This window comes from Rhodococcus sp. MH15, assembly GCF_019266045.1.
Classification (GTDB): Bacteria; Actinomycetota; Actinomycetes; order Mycobacteriales; family Mycobacteriaceae; genus Rhodococcus_F; species Rhodococcus_F qingshengii.
The window spans coordinates 36507-62568 of sequence record NZ_LPNP01000078.1 but is presented as its reverse complement, the minus strand read 5'-3'; the positions used below and the strand labels follow the sequence as shown (position 1 = coordinate 62568).

25 protein-coding genes are annotated in these 26062 nt (G+C 62.4%); 14 read left to right on the top strand and 11 right to left on the bottom strand.

Translation table 11 applies throughout. The features are described from left to right. The first annotated feature begins 106 nt into the window (after window positions 1-106). The 3 genes from ATN37_RS33225 to ATN37_RS22255 all read left to right on the top strand — a co-directional run bounded on the left by ATN37_RS33225 (window position 107) and on the right by ATN37_RS22255 (window position 2392). On the top strand, window positions 107-811 hold the full coding sequence (locus tag ATN37_RS33225; RefSeq protein ID WP_374103520.1) for a helix-turn-helix domain-containing protein: 705 nt from the start codon (window positions 107-109) through the stop codon (window positions 809-811). A gap of 157 nt (window positions 812-968) precedes the next feature. Then, window positions 969-1613: a DUF6461 domain-containing protein gene (locus tag ATN37_RS32940; protein ID WP_058037491.1), complete on the top strand. Its 645-nt coding sequence runs from the start codon at window positions 969-971 to the stop codon at window positions 1611-1613. A 476-nt stretch (window positions 1614-2089) separates the two neighbouring features. Then, window positions 2090-2392 (top strand): putative quinol monooxygenase, encoded by a 303-nt coding sequence (locus ATN37_RS22255; protein WP_058037489.1) that lies wholly within the window; start codon window positions 2090-2092, stop codon window positions 2390-2392. A gap of 547 nt (window positions 2393-2939) precedes the next feature. Here the strand turns inward: ATN37_RS22255 and ATN37_RS22250 are convergent. Next, entirely contained in the window at window positions 2940-3182 is a 243-nt protein-coding gene (locus ATN37_RS22250; protein WP_058037488.1) for a hypothetical protein, read from the bottom strand. On the opposite strand from ATN37_RS22250, the gene ATN37_RS33220 reads away from it, so the two are divergent. After that, window positions 3170-3397: a VOC family protein gene (locus ATN37_RS33220; RefSeq protein WP_058037487.1), complete on the top strand. Its 228-nt coding sequence runs from the start codon at window positions 3170-3172 to the stop codon at window positions 3395-3397. The two genes, ATN37_RS22250 and ATN37_RS33220, sit on opposite strands and share 13 nt — an antisense overlap. A gap of 1469 nt (window positions 3398-4866) precedes the next feature. After that, window positions 4867-5136, top strand: coding sequence for a MerR family transcriptional regulator (locus ATN37_RS22240; RefSeq protein ID WP_058037486.1), 270 nt, complete (start codon window positions 4867-4869; stop codon window positions 5134-5136). Window positions 5137-5246: 110 nt separating this feature from the next. Here ATN37_RS22240 and phoU read toward each other — a convergent pair whose 3' ends face one another. Continuing rightward, entirely contained in the window at window positions 5247-5909 is a 663-nt protein-coding gene (gene phoU / locus ATN37_RS22235) for a phosphate signaling complex protein PhoU (RefSeq protein ID WP_058037485.1), read from the bottom strand. A 171-nt stretch (window positions 5910-6080) separates the two neighbouring features. Continuing rightward, a complete protein-coding gene (locus ATN37_RS32740; RefSeq protein ID WP_058037505.1) occupies window positions 6081-6701 on the bottom strand; it encodes a PAS and ANTAR domain-containing protein in 621 nt (206 codons plus the stop codon). A 215-nt stretch (window positions 6702-6916) separates the two neighbouring features. Between ATN37_RS32740 and ATN37_RS32735 the strand changes: the two genes are divergently transcribed. The 4 genes from ATN37_RS32735 to ATN37_RS22215 all read left to right on the top strand — a co-directional run bounded on the left by ATN37_RS32735 (window position 6917) and on the right by ATN37_RS22215 (window position 10129). Continuing rightward, window positions 6917-7234, top strand: coding sequence for a hypothetical protein (locus tag ATN37_RS32735; RefSeq protein WP_253741213.1), 318 nt, complete (start codon window positions 6917-6919; stop codon window positions 7232-7234). A 314-nt stretch (window positions 7235-7548) separates the two neighbouring features. Continuing rightward, window positions 7549-8412, top strand: a complete 864-nt coding sequence (locus tag ATN37_RS22225; protein WP_156423103.1) for a hypothetical protein — start codon at window positions 7549-7551, stop codon at window positions 8410-8412. Between the two features lie 738 nt (window positions 8413-9150). Next, window positions 9151-9339, top strand: coding sequence for a hypothetical protein (locus ATN37_RS22220; protein WP_058037504.1), 189 nt, complete (start codon window positions 9151-9153; stop codon window positions 9337-9339). Window positions 9340-9454: 115 nt separating this feature from the next. Beyond that, window positions 9455-10129 (top strand): HemK2/MTQ2 family protein methyltransferase, encoded by a 675-nt coding sequence (locus ATN37_RS22215; protein WP_172827024.1) that lies wholly within the window; start codon window positions 9455-9457, stop codon window positions 10127-10129. A gap of 1066 nt (window positions 10130-11195) precedes the next feature. Here the strand turns inward: ATN37_RS22215 and ATN37_RS22210 are convergent. Beyond that, the gene (locus ATN37_RS22210; RefSeq protein ID WP_058037482.1) at window positions 11196-12284 is read right to left on the bottom strand and encodes a hypothetical protein; all 1089 of its coding nucleotides are present in this window, start codon (window positions 12282-12284) and stop codon (window positions 11196-11198) included. Window positions 12285-12500: 216 nt separating this feature from the next. Then, on the bottom strand, window positions 12501-13385 hold the full coding sequence (locus tag ATN37_RS22205; protein ID WP_156423102.1) for a hypothetical protein: 885 nt from the start codon (window positions 13383-13385) through the stop codon (window positions 12501-12503). 1112 nt (window positions 13386-14497) lie between these two features. Between ATN37_RS22205 and ATN37_RS22200 the strand changes: the two genes are divergently transcribed. Continuing rightward, window positions 14498-14926 carry a hypothetical protein gene (locus ATN37_RS22200; protein WP_156423101.1) on the top strand — a complete coding sequence of 143 codons (429 nt, stop codon included), beginning with the start codon at window positions 14498-14500 and terminating at the stop codon, window positions 14924-14926. 11 nt (window positions 14927-14937) lie between these two features. On the opposite strand, the gene ATN37_RS22195 is transcribed toward ATN37_RS22200, so the two are convergent. From ATN37_RS22195 to ATN37_RS22175, 5 genes are all read right to left on the bottom strand, one after another. Beyond that, window positions 14938-16089 (bottom strand): hypothetical protein, encoded by a 1152-nt coding sequence (locus ATN37_RS22195; protein ID WP_216637117.1) that lies wholly within the window; start codon window positions 16087-16089, stop codon window positions 14938-14940. Further along, window positions 16086-17288, bottom strand: coding sequence for a sensor histidine kinase (locus tag ATN37_RS22190; RefSeq protein ID WP_058037478.1), 1203 nt, complete (start codon window positions 17286-17288; stop codon window positions 16086-16088). Before ATN37_RS22190 ends, ATN37_RS22195 begins: the two co-directional genes overlap by 4 nt. Next, window positions 17285-17887 (bottom strand): LuxR C-terminal-related transcriptional regulator, encoded by a 603-nt coding sequence (locus ATN37_RS22185; RefSeq protein ID WP_253741223.1) that lies wholly within the window; start codon window positions 17885-17887, stop codon window positions 17285-17287. The genes ATN37_RS22190 and ATN37_RS22185 overlap by 4 nt, the downstream gene beginning before the upstream one ends. Window positions 17888-18187: 300 nt before the next feature. After that, window positions 18188-18847, bottom strand: a complete 660-nt coding sequence (locus ATN37_RS22180; RefSeq protein WP_058037476.1) for a hypothetical protein — start codon at window positions 18845-18847, stop codon at window positions 18188-18190. Window positions 18848-19147: 300 nt separating this feature from the next. Beyond that, window positions 19148-19507, bottom strand: a complete 360-nt coding sequence (locus tag ATN37_RS22175) for a hypothetical protein (protein WP_058037475.1) — start codon at window positions 19505-19507, stop codon at window positions 19148-19150. A gap of 832 nt (window positions 19508-20339) precedes the next feature. Between ATN37_RS22175 and ATN37_RS22170 the strand changes: the two genes are divergently transcribed. After that, a complete protein-coding gene (locus ATN37_RS22170; RefSeq protein WP_082661348.1) occupies window positions 20340-22277 on the top strand; it encodes a cutinase family protein in 1938 nt (645 codons plus the stop codon). A 954-nt stretch (window positions 22278-23231) separates the two neighbouring features. On the opposite strand, the gene ATN37_RS32730 is transcribed toward ATN37_RS22170, so the two are convergent. Continuing rightward, entirely contained in the window at window positions 23232-23354 is a 123-nt protein-coding gene (locus ATN37_RS32730; protein ID WP_256933449.1) for a hypothetical protein, read from the bottom strand. Window positions 23355-23856: 502 nt separating this feature from the next. Between ATN37_RS32730 and ATN37_RS22165 the strand changes: the two genes are divergently transcribed. The 3 genes from ATN37_RS22165 (at window position 23857) to ATN37_RS32725 (ending at window position 25955) form a co-directional block, all read left to right on the top strand. Next, window positions 23857-24318, top strand: a complete 462-nt coding sequence (locus ATN37_RS22165) for a hypothetical protein (RefSeq protein WP_058037473.1) — start codon at window positions 23857-23859, stop codon at window positions 24316-24318. Window positions 24319-24886: 568 nt separating this feature from the next. Beyond that, window positions 24887-25645: a hypothetical protein gene (locus ATN37_RS22160; RefSeq protein ID WP_058037472.1), complete on the top strand. Its 759-nt coding sequence runs from the start codon at window positions 24887-24889 to the stop codon at window positions 25643-25645. A 178-nt stretch (window positions 25646-25823) separates the two neighbouring features. After that, window positions 25824-25955 carry a hypothetical protein gene (locus tag ATN37_RS32725; RefSeq protein WP_256066028.1) on the top strand — a complete coding sequence of 44 codons (132 nt, stop codon included), beginning with the start codon at window positions 25824-25826 and terminating at the stop codon, window positions 25953-25955. Window positions 25956-26062: the final 107 nt, after the last annotated feature.

Sequence of the window (26062 nt, the reverse complement as noted above, 5' to 3'; positions counted from 1 at the left end):
CTTTCTGTGGTTCAGGTCACTGAGAAGTCATTTTTGTGACAACCGCCACCGCCAGCTGTCCCAGCTTCGGACAGTTCGGTAGGCCCGTGTTCGGAAGCTACTGCCTATGCCGGTGAACGCCCCTTTCCGGGACGGTGCCGGTAGGCGTTCCTTGGGTTCGTGCGGTGATCGCAACACCACTGATCAAAGGGTGTTGCACGTGGTGAAATATTCTCATCGGATGGTTCCGGAGATCTTTCAAACGTTCTGGGCGGGGATGGCTGCGGGTGAGTTCATCACGGACGCGGCCGAGGCGGCCGGCTCGTATCGCAAACAGGGTGCTCGGTGGCTTGCGGCCTGTGGTGGGGTGTGTCCCCGGCGTGGCCGCAACCTCAAGGGCCGATGTTTGACGTTCGCGGAACGGGAAGAGATCGCCATCAGCATCGCCGCAGGTCACACGCTTCGTGACATCGCGACAACCCTGAACCGGAGTCCGTCGACGATCTCACGCGAGATCGCCCGCAACCGTGAGCCGTCCGGGCGGTACCGAGCCAGATCGGCGCACGCAGCCGCCTACCATCGGGCCTTGCGGCCCAAACCGTCGAGAACGCAAGTAGTGTTCGTCGCTGCCAGACGCCACGGCGGTGATCTGCAGGCGCTGTCGTTCGGAAGGGTCAGCAAACCATTGAGCGTGGTCGCTGTTCGCGGCGCCGTACGGCGTGGTCTTAGTCATAGTGAAGCTTCCTCTGGCAGCATGCTGAGCAGCTCCCTTTCCTGGCCGGTTAAGGGAAGCGCAAGGTATGGCTTCGAAGGTCACTGCTCACGTGGGTAGTCGCACGTTGCGACCCCACCGATGGCTATTGTCTGACCTTGCGGCTCGACGGAACCGGTGGATATGGTTGTACAGCAACGCTTTATCGTTATACAAGCCGTGGCCTCCTGCTCGTATCCGTCGCAAGTTCGCCTCTGCGTTTACCCGTCCGCTGAGAGTGAGCAACGCCAGCATCGCTGCCGCCGCCCTCGGCGCAACTCTCGGAGCGGCCGGCGCGTTCTGGTTCTCCAGGATCACCATCAACACCGACTACTGGACCGGACTCGCCCCCGCGATGCTCGCCATCGCCCTCGGCTTCGGGCTCGGCGTCATCGCGCTCTCCCAAGCCGCCGTCTACCGGGTCGACGCAGACATGGTCGGTATCGCCTCGGCACTGCTCAACACAGCCCAGCAAATCGGCGTCGCGCTCGGTCTGGCAGTACTCGCCGGGGTCGCCGCCACCGCGACAGCAGCAAGCGGCAGTACCAGCCCGCAGGCGCACGGCCGCGGTACTTTCCTTTGGTACCACGAAGGCCAGGTCAAGTGCGCTTTTGACCACCATATTCCGAGCGGCCGTCGAGGGACGGACCCGGACGCCGTAGTGCCCTGGCTAGAAGAGATCGGCGGATTTGGGCGCCTCTCAGAGGAAGCAGAGTTTCCGGCGACCGTACACACCGAAGCTGCCGTCATGGCGCTGATGGAGCGCGTTTCGGGCGTACAAGTAACGCACTCGTTGCTCCACGACTCGACGTTCCTGACTGCATTGGTGAGGCCAACTCCCGGGGTCTTCCTGACGGCCTTGTGGCCAGCGAACCGAGCGTAATTCCGGTTGCCTTTCGTCACTGGTGACGAAATACGGTGCAGCGCAATTGATTACGCCGATAATATAGATTACGTCAGGCGGATAGGCGTGGGGACGATGAAGGTGCGGCGGCGTGGCGGCTGGTCGCGAAAGGGGGTTTGGGCGGCGGGTTGCACTGATGAAGCGCGCGGCCGACGGCTAGTCGGTAGGTTTTGTGAGTGCAACTCTGAGCTCCATTCGCGCCGTTCCTGGACCAGCCGCGCTGGCCGCGATCGCCGTCCCCAGCACCACATTGGTCGACGGCTCACCGAACTCGCCGACCTCCGCCCTGGTCGTCGCAGCGTTCGTACTGCTCGGGGGCCTGTGGGTCGCCTTCATAGGGTCGTTCTTTCTCGACGATCTCCCCCATAGAGAGCCGGTAACCAATGGGGGGTCACTCGTCGGCGACATTCAACGCGTGCGCTTCCCGCGACCGTACGAGAGGAAGAGGTGTCGTCATGAGTGTGACCAAGGGACTGCTGGTCAGGTTCGACGCGTTGCCCGGGAAGGAGGACGAGGTGAGGGACTTCCTTGACAGCGGCCGTGGGCTTGTCGAGGGTGAGCAGGCCACCGTCGCGTGGTTCGCGATCCGCCTCGGCCCGTCCTCGTTCGGGATCTTCGACGTTTTTCCGGACGACGCCGGACGTGACGCCCACCTGTCCGGACCCGTGGCGGTAGCACTCGGCGAAAACGCCGGCACGTTGTTCTCCGAACCCACGATCGAGAAGCTCGACGTCCTGGCTTCCAAGCTCCCCGCCTGACACCACGGATTCGGGGCACGAGACTCGAGCGGAGGGGTCGCTGCGCGGCGTCCTCGGGCTGACGCAGCCCGCCCTTGGCGCGGCAGCGGCCCCTTCTCTGGGGCTTGTTGCCCGCGTACACCCTGATATGTCGGTGTGGGGACAGGTCCACGTGTAAGTCGGTGTTCGGCGTTCCGTAGTTGTTCGCTGAGGTGAGTGGGCCACCCTGGGAGTCGTCTTCCGGCAAGTTGACGATTTGCGCGGCTTCGCATTGTACGAATTGTCGATAGCACACGTCACCGCCAATTGTACCGACCCGACAGGTTGGGTACGCGGTCGGCGGGTGAGTTGCCCCGGAGTGCGGTGTGGCCGCGTTCGTGATTGTAGATGCGAAGGAACTCAGGGAAGGCCGCGACGCGTTCGGACTCGCTCAGGTAGGGGCGAGCGTAGGCCCATTACTCCTTGGTGCGATGCGGACACGATTGGGGCCGAACGCGTGCGCGTCGGTGTGCGCCAAGCCCAGACCCACTGACCGACGAGGCGTTGGCCGGGGTGGTCGACAGCACGCTTATGTCGGGAGGTCTGCGGTGCGGTGCCTCGGTTGCGGATACGCCGGATGATGCTCGATGCGGCTGATCATCGCCGGCTTGCCGAGTTCTACCGGTGCCTTCTGGGTGCGCAGTACGAACCGGGTAGTGAACCCGGCCAGGAAGTCGAGCCTCGATTTATCGATCTGGTCGAGTCGGCTACGGGCGCCCGGTTGGGTTTTCAGGTCAGTGAGAACTATCAGCGTCCGGATTGGCCGGATCACCGAAGGGTTCCGACTCAGGGGCATCTCGAATCAGTGTCCAGGAGGGGGAGCTTGATCAGGCGATCGACTTCGCCGTGTCCCTGGGTGCATGTGTCGCCAGTGTGGTGGAGCGCGATGAGGGGATCGTTGTTCTCCTCGATCCTGAGGGTCATCCTTTCTGTTTCCTGACTGCCGCTGTGCCCGAGGCGCCCGTCAGCGACTCGGAGGTGCGCTGACTGCGGTAACGGAGGTTCGCCCTTGTTCTGCGGATGAGAGGTGGTGCGGACGTTAAACCTTGCCGGACTACTGGCCTGCGGGAATGACTGAGTTCGGTTGACAGTTGTCGGCCTACGGGATCAGTTCGATTTCGTCGGAATCGTATCCGAGGAGCGGTGCGATGCCTGATTGGGCGGTGTCGCCGTAAATTGGTTCTACGCCTTCTGCTTCGAACATCTGTGAATGCAACTCGTCCACGTCCGTGGGGTGGGATGAGCGTGCGAAGCATGCCGCCGACACCGACGCAACCCTCCTCGCCATCGGCGACTACCACGCCACATTCCGTCGCCACCACAACAATTGGCGATTCGCTTCATTCGCAGTCACACGCGCCTGGCAGACCAACCCCTGAGTTGCCACAACTGTGCATTTCGGGATGTGGACTCAATTGCCATACGGTCCAAACCTATTCGGGAAAGGGCCCACGAGTGATGAATCCGTCCGGGTCGCGTAGGTAGGGCGGCGCGAGGTGTCACTGCATTGCCTACCTTCGCGTCAGGCTTGCACGGAGTGGCCGCCTGCTCGACCCCTGGTTGTCGGTAACATTTCAGTCACCGGGTAGACCAAACCTGACGGACTGTTTTAGGGTGGAGGTGCAGGGTTGAGCAAAGAGCCCGGCGCGGAAAGTGGGTCCCCGTGCTGTGTGCTCAACACGGGGACGTCTCACCTCGTGGAGTCCCCGCCCGGCATCAGTCGGTGGGGACTCCACTTCGACAGTATGCCAAGTTGGTGTATCTGCAGGTTACGTAAATATTGCAGGATGCGGAAGACGCCCGCTCCAGTCCGGGACCTCGATACTCGTCCTGTCTTAGTGGCTGGCGTTGTCATGGCGTGCGTGCGCGTGGGTCCGTGATCGACTGCGCGAAGCATCTCGACTTTCGAACTGACGTGATGCTGCCGTTGGATGCGCCGGTTTGCTCGTCGATCGCGATCGGGAACATCGGTTTCAGGTATGGGTTCGATGGGGTTGCCGTCGTTGACATGGTGGACGACCAGGCGCAAATTTCCTCTCTTCGAACCGGCGGCGCAGGCGTCACAATTTCTATCGTGGCGGGGGTAGACATTCTCTCTTGGTGTGTTGTATCTTTTTCTTGCAGGAACGAAATCAAGAGGTGCGGGAGAGATGAACTACCCGCAAGCAGTACCGCAGGGCAGGGACGTGCCGGGGCCGAAAATTGTTGTGAGTGTGTAGTTCAGGTCCCGGCACCCCCTTCACGAGGGTTACCGGACATGGTGTGTGCGTTCGGAAGCCCGAAGAGTGCAGTTGTTGTTAGTTCAGTGAGTGAAATCGGCCCCGTCTCGGCCCCGGCGCACCCCCCGCGCCGGGGGCCCCGTCCATTCGAAGTGAAAGTAGACCGCCATCTCGGCAGAGCGACCCGCCGGCGACCTGTCCGGCAAGTTCGACGACGAAGACTATCCCGCCTACAGCATGGGCCACGCCGCCGAACTCCTCGGTGTCCGGCAAGGATTCCTCCGCAGCCTCGATGCCGCGAAACTCCTCACCCCACAACGCTCCGCCGGTGGGCACCGCCGCTACTCGCGCTACCAACTGCGTATCGCCGCCCGCGCGCACGAACTCGTCGCCGCCGGCACCCCACTCGAGGCTGCGTGCCGGATCATCATTCTCGAAGATCAACTCGCCGAAGCGCGCCGCATCAACGCAGAACTTCAACAACGCGAGAACGGGGCCGGCGTCTGATCGCGGTTGGTTTCGGTGAATGAGCCGGCAGGAAGGAGCCTCGAGCCTTTAGCTGGGGTTCATGGTTCCCGGGGTGGTCGAGTGGTGACGGTGATCTGCGAGTGTGGTTGTCAGAGAAGGGTTTCGGGTCGGGCTGGGAGTTGTCCGGTTTCGAGGAAGATGATGCGTCGTCCGATGTCGACGGTGTGGTCGCAGAACCGTTCGTAGAACCGTCCGAGGAGGGTGACGTCGACTGCTGCTTGTACTCCGTGTGGCCATTGTGGTGCTTGGGTGACGGTGAACAGGCGCCGGTGCAGTTCGTCCATGACGGTGTCGGCGGCGACCAGCTTTTCGGCGCGTTCATGGTCGAGGTGGCGGAGTACTACTTGGGTTTCGGTGGCCCGGGCTACCGCGGTCTTCCCGATGTCCTGGATGACTGGCTGTGCTTCGGGTGGGACCGCCGGTGTGGAGTGGCGCAGGCGCGCGATCTTCGCTACATGGGTAGCGAGTCCGCCCATGCGTTGCAGACTGGCGGCGATGTGCAGGCCGCCGCCGGTGAATCGCAGGTCATGCGCGACGGGGGCCTGTAGGGCGAGGAGTGAGAATGCCTGGTGTTCCCAGTCGGCGGCGGCTTTGTCGAGGTCGGTGTTCGCGTCGAGTACTCGTTCGGCGGTGGGAAGGTCGACATCCAGCAAGGCTGTTGTTGCGTCGGCAATTGCTGTGATGGTGAGAGCGCACATGGCGGCGAGACCGGCAGCGAGGTCGTCGAGGCTGTCGGCGAAGTGTGTGCGCATCTGCTCACCTTAAGCGTGCCGAATGGTGTGCGACCAAGACTGGCAACAAAGGTGCGCCGGCCGATATGGACTCGAACCGAGCCGAGTGCCGAGTCGGGGTCACCACAGGGCCAGCGCTCCGGTGCTCGCGGCCATGAAGAACACACGCTGCGACCGCGTCGCAGCGTTGTGTCAGGTGGTGTGGAGCAGGAGATGATCGAAGCGTGTGCGTACCGCGGTGGGGATGTCGAGGTCGGTGGCTATTCGGGTGAGGAGTCCTTCGGCGATGTCGCGGAGTTTGGTGTTGGTGTGTTGGGAGTGCCAGACGAGGACGTCGAAGGCGCGGTCGGCGGGGATGCGGTAGATGAGCATGAGCATGCCTTTGGCTTGTTCGATCGCGCCGCGGGAGGCGGTGAGGTCGGCGACGACGTCGTCGACTGCTTCGGAGACGGTGGTGTCGATGGTGTCGGTGATGTCGATGTAGAAGCCGGAGCTGCCGATGACGGCACCGTCGTCGTCGAGGACGCGGTCGCCTACGACGACGACCGAGCGGGTGTGCCCGTGGGTGTCGATGATGCGGTGGCGGCTGCTGAATGCTCCGCCGGTGGTGCGGATGGTGTGCAGGGTGTGGGCGACGTGGGCTCTGTCGTCGGGGTGTTTGTGGGAGAGGAGCAGTTCGGTGGTCGGGGTGACGGCGGCGGTGGCGGGGTCGTATCCGTGCATGCGGGCTACGGTGTCGGACCATTCCCATCGGTCGCCGTGGCGGTGGTAGAGGAATCCCCCGACTCGGTGTGGGGCACCGGCTTTCGCGATCGGCTCTAATGTTCTGTTGTCCTCTGCCGGCACTCGTACGCCCTTCCGATCTTGCCTGTCCTCACTTGCTTGTTCGATGAAATTTATCGGATACGGCGGGTGACGGCGACACGTGGTTCCAGTCAGGGAGTGGTAATAGGCGAGGGCGACAGGGCGATCGTTATCGTCTGGTCGTGGTGTGTCCGGCCGGTCGAGCGGGGGAGGGATGGAAGCGCGTGAGTGTCGGTGTGTGTCGGGAGAAGTTTCTGGGGGAGTTGGGGCAGCTGTGTGGGCGGTTTCCCGATGATGCGGTGTTGATCGGGTCCTACGAGGCGGTCGTCGGCGGTGACGATGTGGTGTTCGGTTTGTTGATCGAGTTGGTGGGCCCATTGGCGCCGCTGTGTGCTGATGAGTTGTGGGAGTGTGTGAGCGGGTTTCTTCGCGACTTGAGGCGGGTGGAGTTGTTCGGCGAGCCGATCCAGTTGAGAAGTCCTGCGCGGGGGCGTTGTTCGCGGTACACGCCGCCGTCGATACGTCCGGTCATCCGGCTGTGATCGAGTGCCGGAAATGAATGCGGGATGCGAACCCTGAACGGCGTGCAGGTGTGCCCACGACGGGTCGGTGTGTGTATCCGTTGCCCGCGCGCATGGGATTGGATTGGCCTGCAGTTTCCGGTTGGTGCGTGCCTGGGTAGCCCGATCGGCGACTCGTTGCCTGTGCAACACTCCGCTGCAAGGCGTGGCTGTCCTGACCATTCCCCGGCGACATCGGCGTAGCAGAACTTCCCTCCGATTCGAGATGTCGGGGGCGATGCTGTCGTTTCGCTGATTTCGCTCGTGACCCGTGGTTGTCTGGTTATCGTGGTCTGATGACATTATCTCCGTCGTGGGTGGAGCTGGTCGGGAGAAATGCTGCGGCGGAGACGGTTTGCGTGTCGGGATCGATGCGCATGACCGGACAGGCGGGTGATCAGACCCCAGGCGGGGATTTCCGGTTCTGGCACGGCGCCGGAGGGCGGTGGCGCGTCGAGCGTGGTGGTGAGGTTGTCTACATGTCCAGCGTCGACGGGGAGGCGTTCGTGCGGATCGACAACGAGATGCAGCGCCATCGCGGCGGCTTCGGGGTTGTGCACCTGGGATCGATGTTCAGTCCGTTGGATCTGTTGGGGCCGGAGTCGGTGTTGCGGCGGATGAGCGTGCAGGGGACTGTATCCGAACCATGCCTGGATGTGGTCGGGGGAAGAGCCGCGTGGTCGATCACCATGACTCAGTCGTCGGGTGTGCCGGTTGATCTGGCGTTCGACAGTCGCACGGGTGTGCTCGTGCGACTGACCGGTCCGGAGGACGCCGGCGGTTTCGAGGTCCTCCATCTCACCGAGCACGGCCAGTTGGGTGCGGAGTTGTTTCGGTGGGACGGGCCGTCGGTGGATGCACCGATGTCTGCTCGGCGCCGCCCTGCCGGAGATCGCGAGCAGCGAGGTGCGTCGCGGGTAGAGGAGCTCACTGCGCTGGTAGCTGCTCTCGATCGTCCCCAGGAGGTGCTCGAGGTTGTAGTTGCCTCAAAGGGGGGAAGGGCTGCGCGTGAGGCGATCGCGGATCTTCTTGGTGTGTCGGCGGTCGGTGCGGAAGCGGTGGCGTCGATGGCGCTGATGGGGTTTCGGTCGGATGTGGCCCAGAGAGCGCGTGAGGAGTTGGCGGCGTTGCAGAGCCGTTCCCTCTGTGAGGGAGAGTAACGGCCAGACGCTGGGTGGCTCATCAGTGGTCGATAGTGTGGGGGGTCGGTCCCATTTGACGCGGATCGCCTTGGGGCAGGCGCTGATCGGTTCGGCGGCGAACGCAGTGGTGACGATCGGGGGCGTCATGTGAGGTTCGGCGCCAAGCTCGTCGAGTCTGTTGGGCCGGGAGGTGGGCAGTGTCCGTGGTCTCCACCTACCCACTTCGCCGGACGCGCGACGGGCAGGTGACGAAGTGTGTGTTGTACGCCAGTGAGGGACCGGGACAACAGTCGTCTCGGTCTGGCGCATCCCATCCCGGAGTCACGTTGGTGAAGCTCCGAGACGAGTGCGGTTCAGCGCTTGCGCCTGCCTGACGAAGCGGGGGTGCTGGTGGAATAGGTCTGGGAGACGGGCGTCCCGCCTCCCGTCGAGTGACCAGCCGGTCGACGGGCGCCCCACAGGCAACAATAGCTGCGAAATCCGCTACTGCACCGGGAGTTTCAATTTCAGGGACGGTGACTGGTGTGTCGGCGACGTCGACGGCGGACCGAGTGGATTGAACTGCGTGTCAGTTCGCAGGCTGCTTTTTCGACTGTACTCGTGTTGTGTTCTCGCTTGGGTTCGGGCGAGCTGCGATGGCTGGGATCGCTTCGGGTAGTGCGTGTTCGGTTTCTCCTTGTTCCATTGATTCTCTTCCCTGACGTTTCTGGTGAAAGTGATCTGGGTAACAAACCGGGGGTCGATGAGGAGGCTGTGATGGATGTGATTGTGTGGGCCGAGTCCGAGGAACGTGAGCGGTGGTGGCGACAGGTGATGGGCGTCGCGCCTGCAGGCGAGCGTGGCGTGGGTATTGAGGCTGGAGAGTTGACCACTAGCGGGTTTTCGGGGGCGTCGAGGAGGCGCGGATCGGCAGTCCGATCGATTCAGGGCGTGACCGCGGCCTGAGCACAGCCGCGTAGCCCAGGAGACTGATTCGAGCGGGAGATAATTGTCGATCGGTTTGCGTACGTGCTGTTCGGGGAATGGGCGTGTGCATGGTGCCAGAACCGAGGAGTCGATGATGATCGTGCGTTTGCCTGGTGTGTATCCACCTCAACAGGACACGTCCTTGCTGAACGATGCCCTGTTGGCGCATAGTCTGACACCGCGCACTCGGGTGTTGGATTTGTGCGCCGGTACGGGCGCGTTGTCCGTTGCCGCGGCCAAGGCGGGGGCCGGGCACGTTGTCGCGGTGGACATCGCGCGTCGTGCGTGTCTGAATGCGCGGCTCAATGCGGTCGCTGCCGGGAAGCGTATCGACGTTCGGCGTGGTGATCTGACGGCGGCGGTGCAGGGTGAGCTGTTCGACCTCGTCGTCTCCAACCCGCCGTATGTTCCAGCGTTGGGCGACGAGTTGCCTACGAGCGGTATCGAGCGTGCATGGGATGCCGGCAAAGACGGGCGGGCATTACTCGACAGGATCGCGTTGTCTTGCGCTGAAGTGTTGGCTCCGGGTGGGACGTTGCTGTTGCTGCAGTCAGCGCTGTGTGGTGTGCAGAAGACGGAGACGATCTTGGAAGAATGCGGTTTGACGGTGACTGTGGCGGCCAGGAGTTTCGTACCTTTCGGTCCCGTCATGCGTGCGCGCCGAGCGATTCTCGAGCAACGGGGTTTGATCGTGACCGGTCAGGATACTGAGGAACTCGTGGTTCTCCGCGCCACCAAATCAGCTCCTTCGACCAGCACGATGGCATGACGGCGAGGCATCGGTGTGCCGCGGCGCTGACGCCATCACTCTGGGGACTTCCGTTCCTGCCGCGTACACGAGCGGGACACGACGCAGACGTAGTGGGGTATCAGCGGGCAGGTGTCGGGGTGCGCACTGACAATATTGTGGGTGCGAGGGCGCGAATCGCTTCTCCGGCAAGGGTGTTGACTGCATGAGCGACTGCGTTGTGCCCGTGTCTCGGTTGCTGGGCGATATCACGCGGTATCTCGGTGTGGCCCAAACATCATCTCTGACACATGCTCAACGACACCAACCGGTCACCGGCATCAGCCAAGATTCACGGAGCGTTCGCCCCGGCGATCTCTACATCGCCCTACCCGGTCGGACCCACCACGGGGGCGCCCTCGCTGCGAGGCAGCGGCGAGGGAGGTCTCACTACTCCGCGCAGCCATGTCCGTCCGCCGCTTGGGGCGTGCACGGCAGCGTGGCGAGATCGGCGATGATGATGGCATTGTGGGTTCTTGGCTCGTCGAAATTTGGTAATCGCCGACCCCACCAGAATCCCGTTTCTGCATTTTCTGCCAGGCGTGCGCCGGCAATCGCGAGTTCTCAAACGCCTTCAGAGATTGCTGCTTCCAGGGGTTTGGAGGGCTTCAGCGGTTGATTCTGACTCCTCGTGGCGTGTTTAGCCGCCGTAAACGGTCACAAAGAGCGACCAGGACGCGGTACCCTCCGCTCTGAATGTGCCGTCATGGTCGTGTCGCGGTCGCGCACATGTTGGGCAGGCACTGTTTCATGTTCGCCACTGAGCGGTGCTGCTGTGACGAAGCGGTTTTCGGGCGTCGGCGTATGCGCCCGGCAGAGACGAAGGGTCCATTGTGCGTCGAAAAAGCGACTCTATCGGCACACTCGACTTTGCCCGTCACCGAGCGGCTGTGACCGCCAAACCTTCGGAGCCTAACACTTTTGAATGATCCTGAACGCGAACAGGTATCGAGCATATCGGCTGGTCAGATACGCTCGATATCTGCCACTGGTCTCAGGCTGCTCGGCACTGCTCGATAGCGGTTTTTCGTATGAACATGAATCTGTATCAGCAGGCGATGATGATGTTGGGGTCGGTCTTCATGTCCAACCATTTGCCGTAGGCGTCGTCGTTTTCCCGGTGGACGTCGGCGCATACCTCGGCCTGTGTATAGCCAGCGGGTTTGTAAACCGCGTAGATCGGGTTTCCCTCGTTGCTCTCCTGTCGGAGGGATGGGCAGGAGTGGTCGGTGCGCAGGTACTTCGCGCCGGGGTGCGCGGCGAGGGCATTTCCCACTTCGGTGGCATAGTTTCCGGGCTTGGTTGCGCTGTAGACGACCACGATCCCGAGACCATCGCACGTGGGTTGGGTGATAGGCGTCGACAGCCCGAGATCTCCTGACCCACCGACGGTATTGCCGGAGTCGTCGGCGCAGTGGGTGAAGCTGCTCAGTTCGGCTTCGGGAACGCCATCTGCCCGCGCTTGGGTGGGGCACATTGTGGTCGGGAACGATGTGTAGACAACCCACTTGCCGGCGACCACACGGACCAAAGAGGAGGAGTCGCCCAGAAGGTTCCAGACCACGTACGCCCACTGTCCGTGGCAACGGATTTGGCCACCAATATCGCGACTGAGATCGGTCTCGATGGCGTCAGCAGTGCACGGTGGCGTCGCTGTTGCGGTGGCATTGACTGCTCCGTCGCCCGTAACGACAACAAGTGTGAGGGCACCGTTCTCGCACTTCGATCCATAGCCGGCCAACTGGGAGGCGACAGCGGTCGGGCTCACGCACGTCCAGCCATCGAACATCGCTGACATGGTGTTGCCCTGGCGGGTGATCACCGGATCGTTGTAGTAGCGGTTGATGAGCGCCACAGCATCGGTACAGGTGATTGCACCAGTCTCTACGACCACGGTGCCGGGGGTGCCAGCCGGGAAAGTGACGGTGCCGCAGGTGCTTCCGGGGGTGGCGAGCGCGTCGGTAGTTGGTTGACGGTTCGGTTGTTGCGCCGGCTGGGAGGACGCGCTTGCCGTCTCGGGCTGGGCACTGACGGCCTGGCCGGATGTTGAACAGGCGGTTGCCACGAGGGTCATACCGACGATCGCTGTAATCGTTGCGCGTCGCAAGCCGAGTAGCTGTGCTGCCTTGTGCCGCATGCATCTCCCTGATGAGTCTGGTCAGTTCGACGATCTGACCTGTAGTCGCGTGGTTCCAGGCTTTTGTTACACCAACGGCCTGGTATCGGGGCGCATGCTCTGCACATCCTTACCTATAGACGAGCGCCGGCATTACTCCGGCGCGAGAGCAGATGATGCAAGTCTCTTCTGCGATTCTGCACGGTTCAGCGTCGGTGCCGCCGGTTGGTGGTTTAGCTAGCATCCGCCGAGCGGGGTTGCCACGAATTTCTTGGTGCCACCACGAACCTGAGTGACGGTGTCGGAGTCGCTGAGAGCACCAATTTTCGCGTTCTCGAACTGGAAACCTAAGTACATGGTCGGCTTACTGGGCTGGCTGACCACGAGGACTGGGCCGAGGTCATTCACTTGCTCGATCACATCGTCGCTGAAGGCGTTGCGTACCTGGGCGGGGGTGCTGCCTGTTCCCACTCCGTAAATTGGCCGTGAGCCCACCGCGCCGACAACTGCGTCATTTTTCACGTTGATTGCAGCGGTGGTCCCGTCGTAGTAGACGGTGCAATCGCCACCGACAGTCCTCATGTTAGTTTCGTCGATACCGTGGCTGGCCAGTTCTGATTCCACGGTGCCGGTGACAATGTTGCCGTAGCCGCCAAAAGTTATCGCTCCTGCTGAGGTAGGGGAGCGCGTGGTAGAAACTGCTGACGAGGTGGCTGCGGCGACTGAATTTCCTGCGTTTGTGCACATGAGAAATGGTTCGGTGACGAATTCTTTCGTACCACTCCAAATCTCGTAATGATTGAAACCGTCTGCTCCGATGGAGAAGGCCAAATATCGGTCAGGATGGTTCGGATCGCTAACTAGCAGGTCGGTGTTTTGTGGTGACCTGAAATTTGGCGTCGAAGTGAAAGTAGCTTCAGGATAGGCAGTTCTGATGTCCTGTTCGCTCGACGCGGATGTGATCCCGCTTGATGTCGAGGTGCTATTAGCGCCGACTATTTTGCCGTCGATAGTGAATATTTCAACGGTTGCGCCGTAGTTGCCGATCGAGTAGCGCATGCACCCGTCCACTGGTTCCCCGGCGGGGGTAATTCCCTGGGCAAGAAGGTCCGCTTCGCTCATTCCGGCCACCACTGGTCCAGCCCCACCGAAAGTCAGTGCCCAATCAGCTGGGGTCCTATTAGTGGATCCCGACAATGAATCGTCGAAACCACCGCAACCGGACAATGTCAAAGCCCCAGCGATACCCACAACCGCCGCGATCTGGAACCTCGAGACCATGCGTTGATGAACCCTTCTGATTAGTCGATGCACGCATCTTCACGATCGACGCAGCGTGTGTGGCGAACTCTAACTGGTGACCTCACGATGAACCAGGCCAAGATTGTCGATCAAGGGTGAGTGCTGTTCGGGTTTGCTGCGGGCGGGACGAGTTTGAACTGCCGCAATTGCGCTTTGATGGATTCGGGCCATGTTACGCGGTTCTTTGCCAGGTACCAGGCCGCTATACCGGATGCGACTGCGAGGATAATCCATACGATACTACCGCCGAGTTGCGACCCGAAGTCGTTGCTGGACGAGGCTTTTCCTGTCGCTAGGTCGTACTCCGTGGTTGTCGTCACTCCTTCGACTGAGAAGGTCCAGAATGCAGGGATGGCAAACAGTACTGTCAGGGCTCGCGCAACATGATAGGGGCGAAGTTCGAAAGCCATAGGTTCCTCCGAAAGGCATGTTCAGGTTTGGAGTTCGTGAGGTTGAGCGGGTGAGAGAGTTTTGACAGTAGTTGAACTTGGAGGGATCGCCGAGACGGCAAAAGTAGGGGCACACGCCGTCGTGAATAAGTAAATCAACGACCAGATACTCTTTACCCTTACGTAAGAGAGCGCAGGGTCGAGCAGTTGTGTGCTGAGTGAGCCCGATGGCGAGGTCGACTGTCCATCCGATTCCTCCGGGAACTTGCCCTCGAATGCCAGAAGAAATAGGTACTTTATCCGATGCCTTGGGCAACGCCAGGACCGGTACCTTAAATTGAGTACGGTGGTGCGCTAGGGTTATCGGCTGTTGCTTCACTGATGCAGATTCCGCGCTACCGTCAGGACCAAACCCCGTATTTGTCAATCAGAGGGTGCCACGTTTTCTCTGCGGTCGACGATGCAGTTAATGGAGACATCCCCTTACCGCACCACTGCGGACTGATCCAGGATGGACAATGAATTTAAGTAGAGGAGATATTCATGACGCGGAGTAGCTCGGTCGGCGCCCTTGCTGTTGGTGCTCTGATGTTTGGTGTGGTGTTGCTCACCGGATGTGGGAACGAAAACTCTACTGAGTCCAGCGCCACGCGCTTCGAGCGTCTTTGCAGCCAGTTCTGCGAAGACGGCGAAGAACTTGCCGACATCACGTGCACGAAGGCACACGGCAGTAACTGCTTGGCTGTAGTGGAGGATAAAGCCGATTTTGCGCATAGGATTACTCAAGTCGGTATCGCCGCAGGTTCGGTTCAGGGCCAGGCTCTCACTGTCAGCGAATCAGCACAGGCTTTTGAGAACGCCGGGTGTGGGATGGGTTCGATGTCAACGGGTTCCGCGAACTACTGCAAGAGCAGCTTGTCGACCTTCGAGGCTTCCTTCAACGAACTTCTCGACAGACTCAACCAGCGGTAGTCCGAATCCGATCACGGCTCGTCCAGCGCGTCGTCGCCTCCGCGATTGGTCCCCTCTGCCCGATTCGGGAGGAGCGACGCGGTGGCCAGATCGATGAGCGTGTCGGGGACAAGGAGGGCGAGTCCGTCCTGCCCGTACTCGCTGCGGGTGGTGTCGTCGCTGCGTCGGTGCAGGATGGTCAGCAGGGTATCGCGTTGTGGGGGAGACACTCTGACGGTCAGTGTGCCGTCGGCGGCTTCGGTGAGGGCTGCGAGGACTGCAGTGATGATCTGTTCGCGGACGGGGTCTGCGGTTTGGTCCATGCCGTGGTCGTCGAGCAGGATGACGTCGACTCCACGCGCCCGTGCCGCCCTGGCTGCGGCGGCGACGTCGGCGGTGTCGAGAATGGGGGCTCGGAGGGTGTCGCGTAGGTGCGCTTCGAGGAGGGTGCAGGCCCGTTGTTGCTCGTCGGTGATGTCCTCGTCTGTGGCGAGGTGTTCGAGGAGGGGGCGGGCCAGGTTGTCGAGTCGTCGTAGTTGTTGGTCGCGTTCGTCGAGGATCGCGGTGTCGGCGGCTTCGGCGGCGACGCGGATGATGGTTTGTTCGCGCAGTGCGAAGATGTCGCGGGCGGCGGGACGGATGGTCCAGGCGAAGAACGTCGCCATCAACAGTGGGGCGAGGTTGATGATGGAGATTCCGATGCCGTAGCCGGCGCCTTGTCCGGTTCGTTGCGCCCACCAGGCGCAACTTGCCAGGGTTGCGGTCATCCCGAGCCATGCCCACCAAGTCCGTCCGCGGACACACATATAGGTGTAGATCGCGGTCGCGGCGGAGAGAGGCCAGAGTTGTAGTAGACCGTCGATCGGGATCGGTACGACCGCGAACACCAGATTGAGGCTGATCGGTCCCGCCAGCGTCAGCGCAAGAGTTGTCCGATACGGCAGTGGATCACCGGCGGTCCGGATGAGAGCTATTGCGGCGGCACTGACCACAATCCAAGCTGATGTTTCGGCCCATAACGACTTTGCTGTGGGGGCTGTGGTGAGCGCGAGGAGAAGGAACGTCGCGATGAACGCGCCGACGACTACAGTGGCCGCGGCGGTGCGTAGCCCGAGGAGTTCGCGGACATCGCGGGTGTCGGAGGTTTGATGTTTCGCGCGCGATGCGGTGCGGTCGTCGGTCATGGCGCTGTCCATTCGATGTGCACGGTGGTGCCGCGTCCAGGTTCGGAGTCCACCCGCGCTGATCCACCGGCGATGGGTCGCATTCGTCCGAGGATGCTGACGGCGATGCCCAGGCGGTGTGGGGGGATCGAGGTGTGGTCGAATCCGACGCCGTCGTCGGCGATGGCGATGCTGATGCTGTCGGACTGTAAGGCTGCGGTGACTGTTCGGGTGGCCCGTGGTCCGGCGTGGAGGTGACTGTTGCGCAGTGCTTCGGAGAGCGCACCGCTCATGGACCGGACGGTGCTCACGGGAATCCGCAAGGTTTCTGCAGTCTCGGTGCCGGTTACGACGAACGAAGTGTTGGGGTCGATATCGACTGTAGCGGTGCGTAGTTGGGCGAGGGTCTCGTCGAGGCCGATGGACTGATCGGGATCGCTGACGGTGTGCAGTTCGTCGAGTTCACGCAAGGTCGTTGAGGCGAGGGCACGGACATTCTCTCGGTGTACTGGCCGTGACGCGGTCAGGAGGGTGGCGATCACTCCGTCGTGGATGAGGGCGTCGAAGCGTTCACGTTCGACGGCGCGGGCCCGTTGGGCGGCAGCGCTTGCGGCGGCGGCGTGCGTGGCATTGGTGGTGGCGTCGAGTAGCCGGCCGGTGCGTAGTGCCATCGCGGCTCCGCCGACGAACAAGGTGCAGAACATGATCGCGAAGGTGATGTCCGGGATCAGCATCGGCGCGGATGCGTTGACTCGGGCGGCGAGGTTGATCATTTGCACTGTGGTACAGCCGATCACGAGATGGATAAAGGCAACGCTCGTCGGCCAGGCGATGACGGCGGCGAGGCTGGCCAGGCCGGGGAACGCGGCCAGCCACACGCCGTCATCGCCTGGCAGTTGGGCCCCGGTCCATGCCAGGGGCCAGGTGAACGCGGCCGCGAGGAAGGCCAGTGCGGCCGCGGCGGCTGCCGAGCGCATCGCTGCGGTGCTGCGGCGGAAGGAGAGCAGGCCGGGCAGCATGCCGGACCCGAACACGACCACGACAGCGAGAGGTGTCCACCATCGATGCATGTGCGGTGTCGTGGTGGTGATCGAGGGGTACAGCAGTGCGAGGTAGGCGAGGTAGCCGACGCTGGTGAAGCGGGCGAACATGCGCAGGATGCGATCGGTGTTCGCCCGGCCGACGCCCGTCGCGGCGGATGGCACGGCCGGGCTGGTCATCGCAGTCCGCGTTCGGGGACCGGGAGCCACCCGTCTTCGACGGCGCGTTTGTAGAGGTCGGTTTTGGTGTTCGCGGGGCGTCCGGCGTCGGCGTATTTGGCGCGGATACGTCCGAGGTAGTCGTTGACGGTGTGGGTGGTCAATCCGGTCAGGCGAGCCACGCGGTCGGCCTTTTCCCCGGAGGCGTAGAGGGCGAGCACATCACGCTGACGCGGGCTGAGATCGACCTCGGCCAAATGGGGGTCACCGTCGACGGCAGCGGCCCACTCCGTGGTCACGACTGGTTCGCCCGCGACGGCGGCGATGATCGCGGCCACGACGACATCGACGGTCTCGGATTTGCGCACCACACCGAGGACGCCGGCCTTGGCCGCCAAACGCACGAGGTACGGATTTTCGGCGCCGGTGAAGATCAGGGTTTCCAGACCCGCGGCGCGGAGCTCGTCGACGTTGGTTTTCGGGGACGATCCGTCTGCGAGGCGTAGGTCGAGGATCGCCAGATCCAACGCGACCTCCTGGGCGAGTAGTGCGGAGACGGTGGGTGCTGAGGCGCACACGGACAGGGACGGGTACGGGGCGAGCATCGCCTCGAGGCCCATGACGACCGCCTCATGGTCCTCGACGACACCGATGCGGTGGACCGTGTCGGTGGGGGAGTAGGAGGGGGTATCGGTCACGTGGTGGACTCCGCTGCGCGTGTGAACAGGATCGACAGAACATAGCAGGGAGTTCGGAACGGGAAGTCGGTTTGCGGGTGTTCTCAGGCGCAGTGCACAGCGCGGGACCATTCGCTGATATGTCAGGCATCTGGTCCGCCACGATCGCGGATGGGCAGGTCGAGACGGGAATGGATTCAGGCACGACAGTGGGTGCCGGTGATGATGTCTGCTTCTTGTCGGTCACATCCTGATGATCGCGCCGGCGACGGGCGTGTCGGCGAGGTAGGCGTTCGGTGCGAGCGATCGAACGGCGTCGGCGATGTCGCCGCGGAGGCGCTCGATCGTTTCGCCGGCGACCAGGACGCCGTGCTGCGAGTGCGCGGAGACGAAGTCGAGGCGCCCGCTTGCACTTGAGGCATTGTCTTGAAGGGAGATGACTGCAGTGAACAAGTCGGGCGCTGCGACCGAGCCGAACCGCACACTGATCCGCCGGTCGGTGTTCTCGATCAGGTACAGGCCGAAGTGTTGGGCCGAGGGCCCAGGACCAGGCTGCAGTGTGTGAAGGAGATGTTCCCGGATCACTACGCTGCGGACGGGCGCCGAGAACAGCAATGCATGATCGAGCGCGAATCGGCCGTACCCCGAGACAGACTCGGCGGTAGGGCTTTCGGATCCACCGGTATATCGGGCGGGGACTGCGCGCAGGCTGTCCCAGGTGGTGTTCTTCTTGCGCATCCGATCCGAGACAAACCACACCGTGAGGCCGAGGGCGGTCAGCAAGAGCATCCACGCGATGTCGTCGTTGTAGAAACCGGTGATCCCTTTGACGCCGACAATCAGAATTGGAACAGCTCCGATGGCCCGGACGACGAGATACGGTCTGATGCCGGTGGCGTTCATGCGATGGTCCTCACCCCGTTGTGGACAGTACAGCGATACCGAAAACCTGGGGCGGCTCAGCGTTCGCACGTCATCGTTCGACCGTAGAACGGGTAGAAGTCGGCCGCGAGACAGCAGAATTGGGGGCACAGTACGTGCATGCCCTCTGCCCGACAGTGTCACCGAATGTAAACGACCGTAAGGTTCTCGCACCTGCCTCCGACGGTGACAGGCCGAGCGGATGCTGGCACGGCGGCCGTGCAATCGTGACACGTGCTCGGCGCCCTTTCAAAGAATGGGGATTGAGAGCGCAGTAGTCGGTCAGGGAACGATCCACAGTCCGGCGCCGGGGAGAACGGTGATCGGGCTTCCGGCGCCGCTGGTGGTGACGGTGGCAACCAGGACACCCGAACCGGTGATTGCGGTGGCTCCGGTAGCGGGTAATCCGAACCACAAGTTCGAGGTGCCTGCAACGCCCGTGGTGAGGTTGCGCCAGTGGACCATGCACGCGCAGATGCCTTCGGTGCCACGGAATTCGGTGATTCCGGGGCGTTCGGTGTCGGTGGTGGCCGTGACATGTTGCCCGACCAGAGGTCCGCCGAGCCCGGTCGGGCCGGTGGCGAGGCCGGCGACCGGGATGGGCAGCACAGTGTCGACGGGTTCCGCCGAAGCGCGGGACATGCTTGTGACGACCGCAGTTACAAGGATCGCCAGAACGACGATCCCTACTCTTCGGCAGAGAGCGACCCGTCGGAGCGACCGTGCGCGTGAGAGAGGAACGTCGCGTGACGCCGACGACGGCAGAGGGGAAATTCCTACCCGGCGATGATATTTCATGCGGTCCTCCCGAGAGATGAGACGCGGGGTGCACCGGGTGGTTTCACCAGTCCCAGCGCACACACTGTTCGGACTGACCTCGAGTGCACATCGCGCAAACACAAGTTCGTCACAGTGTGTACCAGTAGTTACCCCGTTTCCGGCCCCGACAACCACGACATGTAGACGATTGCCATCGAGCAGTCGGGCGCGCGACTCGGCGCGCGTCGAGACTTTCATCCGGTATAGGACGAACCCAGGTGCTCCCATGCACGAGATCGGGCAGCAGGTGCCTCGTCGCTCGGCCGCTGACCCTTCGCGCCGCCAGCGATGAGTGTGTGGTCGACGGGTGCTGACAGCGACTACGGCGCATACACATTCGGTGATACGAGCGGGGGACAGCTTCCAGGGACGCCCCTTCGGGAGGCGTCCGCATCGTCGTGCACGCCGGAAGGTATCGCACGGGGGCGTGTATGGGGAGACCACAGAATTGGGGGCATGCGCGAGGGGTGGGCTGTCGACTGAGATACATCTGATCGGGTGACGCTAACGAGGGACGAAAACACTCCGGAACCGGCACATCGCTACACCCGATCCTACCGAAACATTCGACACGTCTCGCTCGTGCACGGAAACAGCGCACACCGCACCTCAGTGCACAGGTGCACCGACGGCAGTGAAGGGATGACGAGAACACATGAGGACACGATTACAGCAGCGGCCTACCGGCCGCACTGGATCCGCCGGCGGGCATCGACGGAATGCGGTGCTTGCGCTGCTGAGCCTGCTGGTAGCCGTGGCCACGATCTCGGCGCCGATCGCCCAGGCACAAGAATCGGCATCGCAGCAATCGAGTGTGTTGTTCGTGGTCGATACCTCGGGATCGATGTCGGGATCCCCACTGACGCAAGCGAAAGAGGCGCTGCGCGCAGGGATCGACGCGCTCGCTCCCGGCCAGGCCGCCGGGCTGCGTAGTTTCAGCGGCAGCTGCGGCGACGGTGGCCGGTTGTTGGTTCCTGTCGCCACCGACAACAAAGACCAACTCAATGCCGCGACAACGCAACTCTCCGCCGACGGTGGTACCCCCACACCGGACGCCCTGAGGGCAGCAGCGCGCGACCTGCCGGCCAGCGGGGACCGCACCATCGTGTTGATCAGCGACGGACAGAGCAGCTGCGGAAACCCCTGTGCCGTTGCCCAAGAGATCAAGAACGATCTCGGTGTCGACTTCCGCGTCCATGCCGTCGGTTTCAACGCCCCGACCAATGCCGAGAGCGAGCTGAGCTGCATCGCCAATGCCACCGGCGGGCAGTACTTCACCGCCACCAACACCGACGAGCTCGCCGCAGCCATCTCCGCGGCAGTGGAAACGACCAACCCCGCCGAATGCGATGACGTGTACTTCGTCGGCGTCCGCGGATCCAGCGAGAAAGGTGAGGACGGTCAAGGGCCGGACACAACACTCGAAGAGTACGAGTCCGCGACCTTCGATCCTGTCTACACCAAAGATTCCGGCCCCAACGCCCGCACCACGGGGATGGGTGAACCCGTGAAAGCCGTCTTCGACGAACTGCACCATCAGGGCGAAGCCGGCACCCCGGAGATCGCATCGATGCAGGCCCGCGCGATCCGCTATCCCGCGATTCCGGTCAATCTCCTCGACCTCTCCTACATCGATCGGTACCAACGATCCGTCGCGGTCGGTGCCGACAACCTCGCGAAGGAACTGCGGCTGATCGCCTCGCACTGCCATCAGGCGTCCGTGGTGCTCGCCGGTTATTCTCAGGGCGCCGACGTGATCAACAAGACCATGGGCAACGCCCACCGCAGCGGCGAGACGTCGCTGTTCACTCAGGTGAAGAAGATCGTCGTCATCGGCGATCCCTCGCATCAACCCAACCGCGCCGAAAACGTCGGGGGATGGAGCAAGTTGGGCTCGACGAACGGCTCCGGCGCCTCGGTCTCGGCGTCGATCGCTGATCCTGATGCACTGAAATTCAAGGATGCCCACGCCGGACTTGTGTCCTCGATCTGCATGATCGGTGATCTGGTGTGCGATACCAGTTCGTTGGCGGTCCACGAAGCGATCGCGTCGAAATTCGGTTCGCAGACCATGACCCACACCCTGTACTCGGCATTGTCGATGCAATGCCCGGCAGTGAGCAACGCCTGGCAGTACGGCACCGACTGCAGTGGTCAAATACTGTTCACCGCGCTGGGGCACACCGCGGTGCCACGTTCACACGGCGGGCTCAGTGCCGATCAGGTTGTCGTGCAGTCCGGTACGCACCTGTGGGCCGGTTTCGTCGCGATTCGCGGCGCTGTGGGGCAGGTGACGAAGGTGGGCAAGTTCGTCGGAACGCTGTTCTCCGATCCGGTCGAGGTCGGAACGTTCGAGGTGAACGACGACGGTGTGGCGATCCTCGATTTCGTCGTTCCGAACGTTCCGCCTGGTGAGCATCATCTGGAACTGCGCGGCGACGACGGCAGCGTGTACCGACTGCCGATCCTCGTCACCGAGACACCGGTCACCGATGGACCCTTAGGGTATGTCGTCGACGGCACGACGGTGCACGTCCCCGACGCTACCGGGACGGGAAGCGTCGGCAGTTCGGGCAGTATCTTCGGCAGCTGACGACATAGTCTTCGTGTCAGCGACTGTTGTCCCGGTGCCGCGAAGGTACCGGGACAACAGTCGTCTCGGTCCGGCGTGGCCCCGTCCGGCGATAGCGCCGGCGAAGCACTCGGACATGAGAGTGATTCATGGTGGGGCTGATGTCAGGCGAAGAGGTGACGAGTTGCAGACGGGGCATGTAACGGGCGAGATTTATGGGGGCGTCCCGCCTCCCGTCGAGTGACCAGCCGGTCGACGGGCGCCCACAGGAAACATAACTGCGAAACCCGCTACTGCACAATAATTCCCCGATTCTCAAGGGGCAGGCCGGGTACGTCGGCGGCGCCAGAGAGTTCCGCTGAGTGATGCGATCTGTGCGCGGTGAGCGGCTGTTTTGCCCCTGTGGGAAGCCTGCTGACAGAATTCGGGCACGCGTGTAAGCCGACGTGGAGACTCACGACCGACAGGAGCGATTGGTATGTCCTGGTCCCGATTCGAGATGGTCCTCCGCCCGCTATCGGACTTGTTGTAGCAGAGTATTTTTCGCGGGCGACCGGGATGTTTGCGGTGAGGGTTCTCGATGCTCGCCGTGAAGGAGGAACAACGGGGTGGGCACGGTGGTCACCGACGTAGGAGTCGTCGTAGTCGGGGCTGTGGGCGGCGCACTGGTGCAGAGTGCGCGGTGCTGCTCGTGCAGGAGGTGACGCTCTCGCGGTGGGATCCAGGGTCCTTCGTAGACGCGGAGGTCGCATCCGCGGCACTGGGTTCGGAAGTAGCCTTCGCTCATCGATCGGGTTCCTTTCGTTATTTCTCGGCGACGAGTCTCGGCGGGCGTGTGGGGGCTGCCGACAGTCATGATCGCGTGGGGAAACCGTAGCGTTGCCGCATCCGGGTGAGGGCCGCGATGTCTTCATCGTTGACCTGTGTCGCGGCCGCCCAGGCGAGGCTGTCGGTGTAGTCGCGTCGACGTTGTCGTCATTCCTCGGGCGTGAGGGCCGTCGCGGCGGTGTGAGGGTCCGCGCAGTTCGATTCGGTGTTCTCGAATTGCGCGAGGTACGCGGCGAGGATGGCGGCGTCACGGCGAAATCTACTCAACACTGCTGTCTCACCTCGGTATGGCAGCGGTCGTACCGTCTCCACGACGTACCGGAGACAAGTTCTATTTCAGGCATGGGACGTGACGCTCCATTCGGTCCCGACCTGATGAAGACAGTGCAATCTTTGATCAATCGGACTTTAGCATCGCATCGCAGAGGTTCAGTTATCCCCAAGCTATTGGTGGGGCGGTGGCAGCGCTTCCAGAACCCTGGGTCGAGATTTTCAGGCGAGCGTGGTTGGGCAGATACGAGCATCGCGCGTGGACAACCATGCAGTTACCGGTGTCGAGTTCGAACAGACGGACTTTCACCGCACACCCGTATCGTTCGCCCCCCGTTTTTGGGGTCTCGGCAAGCTCTGACGTGCGTACTACGGTCGAGCAGTCAAGTGGACGACCCATCAGACGACCCCACCAGCGTGGCCTCGGCAGCCCTCACTGACGCCGGTCCGGCCGTCACCGATCTGCAGAGAAAAGGGACAAACTATGCATCTTCGAAGGTTCATGACAACAACTGCAGCGATCGCCGCGACGACAGTTGCCGGAGCTGCAGTCGCGTCGGCCGACGTGGTCATCCCGCAGACCCCGACCGTCCAGACAAGCATCGCCGGTGACACGTTCAGCGCTACTGTCACCAACACCAACACGATCAATTCACACTGCGGCCTGACTGTGCTGACCGCCGACCTTGCACCAACAACTGTTTTCCCCGCCGGTTTCGATATCGGCACCTCGAACTGGGACACCCACCCTGATCCCGTGTTGCCCGGTGACACCAAGACGTACACCGTCGATGACCTTGCCGCGGGCACGTATGTCTTCTACGCCGGATGCACGACGACGGAGAACGAAAACTCCGAATGGGTGAACTCGATGGTGCAGGCGGACACGTTCACCATTACCGCGACAACGGGGGAAGAAGGAGGACCGGGCGGTTCCCTCGGAAATCTCTTCGGGTCGTCCTGACCCCAACTTGCCGTGTGAAACGGAACTGCGGCGTACGGAAACGGACACCGATGGTCAGCGGGCAGTGTGTCCGGGACGCTGCGGCCTGTTCCTGGTCGTAGGGTCGATAGTGTCGCCGTGTTCTCGACCCAACCCCGAGAGGATGGCGCCAGGGCTTGTCGGCCTTACTCATGAGCGTCGACGGCCCTGTTCGGTGCGCTGGCTTCTGTCACGGTTGTCAGCGCGCCAGGGCTCCACCGGCGAAGTCTCACTCCCTTTCCGGTGGAGCCCCTCGTTCGGACCGTGTCTCGGACAACGATTCCGCCAACGGGGAAAGGCTGGAGTCGGAGCGATCACGGCGGGCCGGCTTCGGTGAACGCAGAACCTGACTGCTTAACACCAATGGACGCATCATCCCATTCTATGAGAATTCGAACAGCGGCCTGAAAAGTGAAACACGTTACCGAACAACGGTTTCCAGTTGTCTGTAAATTACGGTCACGCGATAGTTAAACATTCACAAACCGGACAGTCTGTGCTAGTTTTTGCTGATCTTTACTTGCATTCCTTATCGAGAGGTTCAACTCGTATGTCCACCACTGCTCGCCGCGCCGGAATCGTCGCCGCACTCGTCAGCTCCGCAGCCCTGATCGCCCCCGCTTTCGCCGGCGCGCTGCCCACTGGTTCGCTCGGCTCGGACGAGACGGCTCCCGGCGTCACGTGCGATGCAACCTCCACCGAAACCAGCGCCAACGGCTGGGGTATCCCGTTCGACGACGAGAAGAACCAGACCGCTTCGTACTCGGCCGAGAATGTTCTCGACGAGGACGGCTCCCTCGAGCTCGCGGTCGACGGCGTCGAAGACCGCTCCGTGTCATATCACTCGGCGGGCGGTGTGAAGCTCTCCGACATCCTCGACACCGACATCAGCTTCGCCGAACGCGCGGCCACGGCGAAGGCATCGTTCCAGCTGCGGCTGAGCGGAACCACCGGCGGCAAGTTCACCGACACCACCGGCTTCACCACCCTCGTGTGGGTGCCTGACGCCACCGCACCGGACACCACCGACGGCGCCGTGCACACCGACCTGCAGGACGGGCAGTGGTGGAGCACCCAGAACATCGACGGCGCAAAGGACTTCGCCCGCGTGAGCCTCGACGCCATCGCCGAAGCTCAGCCGAACGCTGTCATCGACCACTACGGCATCAGTATCGGCCGCGGCTCAGCCGCAACCTCCACCCTCGTGGATGCGGTGACGTTCAACGGTTGCACCACCAACTTCGCCAAGAAGGACGCTGAGACCGGTACCGGCTCGCTCGGCAACCTGGGCAACATCTTCGGCAGCTAGGGAAACGACCGGGGCGTGACATCCGGAGCGGTGGCGGTCACGAACGGCCACCGCCCGGCGAACTGGCAGCCCCAAGTCGCAGAAGGGTGGGGGCGGACCCCGGTGTATGCGGGGGTCTGCCCCTCCTTGCTTTGCTGTTTGTCACTACCGTTCAATCGATAATTTCTGAGGAGTTTTCATGGGATCGTTCGATACCGCATCGCTGAGCACCGAATCGCTCGAGGATCTCAATCTCGGCAAGGTCAGCGAACTGCTCAAGCTCGGCATCACCGCAGTCTCTTTCATCACCGCCCTGAATTCGCTCAGCTGAGCGCTGCCTCGGGTTGAGGCGGGGGAGAATGTAGCCGGGGTTCGGGAACTTACCGCCGCCGGAGTCGGCTGATGTGGCGGACGGAGTTCCCGGCCCACTCGAGAATG

Excerpts from the sequence above, each read along its gene's own strand:
- ATN37_RS22255 (WP_058037489.1), top strand. The coding sequence starts at position 2,090 with ATGAGTGTGACCAAGGGACTGCTGGTCAGGTTCGACGCGTTGCCCGGG.
- ATN37_RS22225 (WP_156423103.1), top strand. The coding sequence starts at position 7,549 with ATGACATTATCTCCGTCGTGGGTGGAGCTGGTCGGGAGAAATGCTGCG.
- ATN37_RS22210 (WP_058037482.1), bottom strand. The coding sequence starts at position 12,284 with ATGCGGCACAAGGCAGCACAGCTACTCGGCTTGCGACGCGCAACGATT.
- ATN37_RS22215 (WP_172827024.1), top strand. The coding sequence starts at position 9,455 with ATGATCGTGCGTTTGCCTGGTGTGTATCCACCTCAACAGGACACGTCC.
- ATN37_RS22240 (WP_058037486.1), top strand. The coding sequence starts at position 4,867 with ATGGGCCACGCCGCCGAACTCCTCGGTGTCCGGCAAGGATTCCTCCGC.
- ATN37_RS22220 (WP_058037504.1), top strand. The coding sequence starts at position 9,151 with ATGGATGTGATTGTGTGGGCCGAGTCCGAGGAACGTGAGCGGTGGTGG.
- ATN37_RS22190 (WP_058037478.1), bottom strand. The coding sequence starts at position 17,288 with ATGACCAGCCCGGCCGTGCCATCCGCCGCGACGGGCGTCGGCCGGGCG.
- phoU (WP_058037485.1), bottom strand. The coding sequence starts at position 5,909 with ATGCGCACACACTTCGCCGACAGCCTCGACGACCTCGCTGCCGGTCTC.
- ATN37_RS22170 (WP_082661348.1), top strand. The coding sequence starts at position 20,340 with ATGAGGACACGATTACAGCAGCGGCCTACCGGCCGCACTGGATCCGCC.
- ATN37_RS22205 (WP_156423102.1), bottom strand. The coding sequence starts at position 13,385 with ATGAGCGAAGCGGACCTTCTTGCCCAGGGAATTACCCCCGCCGGGGAA.
- ATN37_RS22180 (WP_058037476.1), bottom strand. The coding sequence starts at position 18,847 with ATGAACGCCACCGGCATCAGACCGTATCTCGTCGTCCGGGCCATCGGA.
- ATN37_RS22195 (WP_216637117.1), bottom strand. The coding sequence starts at position 16,089 with ATGACCGACGACCGCACCGCATCGCGCGCGAAACATCAAACCTCCGAC.
- ATN37_RS22160 (WP_058037472.1), top strand. The coding sequence starts at position 24,887 with ATGTCCACCACTGCTCGCCGCGCCGGAATCGTCGCCGCACTCGTCAGC.
- ATN37_RS33225 (WP_374103520.1), top strand. The coding sequence starts at position 107 with ATGCCGGTGAACGCCCCTTTCCGGGACGGTGCCGGTAGGCGTTCCTTG.
- ATN37_RS22165 (WP_058037473.1), top strand. The coding sequence starts at position 23,857 with ATGACAACAACTGCAGCGATCGCCGCGACGACAGTTGCCGGAGCTGCA.
- ATN37_RS22185 (WP_253741223.1), bottom strand. The coding sequence starts at position 17,887 with ATGGGCCTCGAGGCGATGCTCGCCCCGTACCCGTCCCTGTCCGTGTGC.
- ATN37_RS22175 (WP_058037475.1), bottom strand. The coding sequence starts at position 19,507 with ATGTCCCGCGCTTCGGCGGAACCCGTCGACACTGTGCTGCCCATCCCG.
- ATN37_RS32725 (WP_256066028.1), top strand. The coding sequence starts at position 25,824 with ATGGGATCGTTCGATACCGCATCGCTGAGCACCGAATCGCTCGAGGAT.
- ATN37_RS22200 (WP_156423101.1), top strand. The coding sequence starts at position 14,498 with ATGACGCGGAGTAGCTCGGTCGGCGCCCTTGCTGTTGGTGCTCTGATG.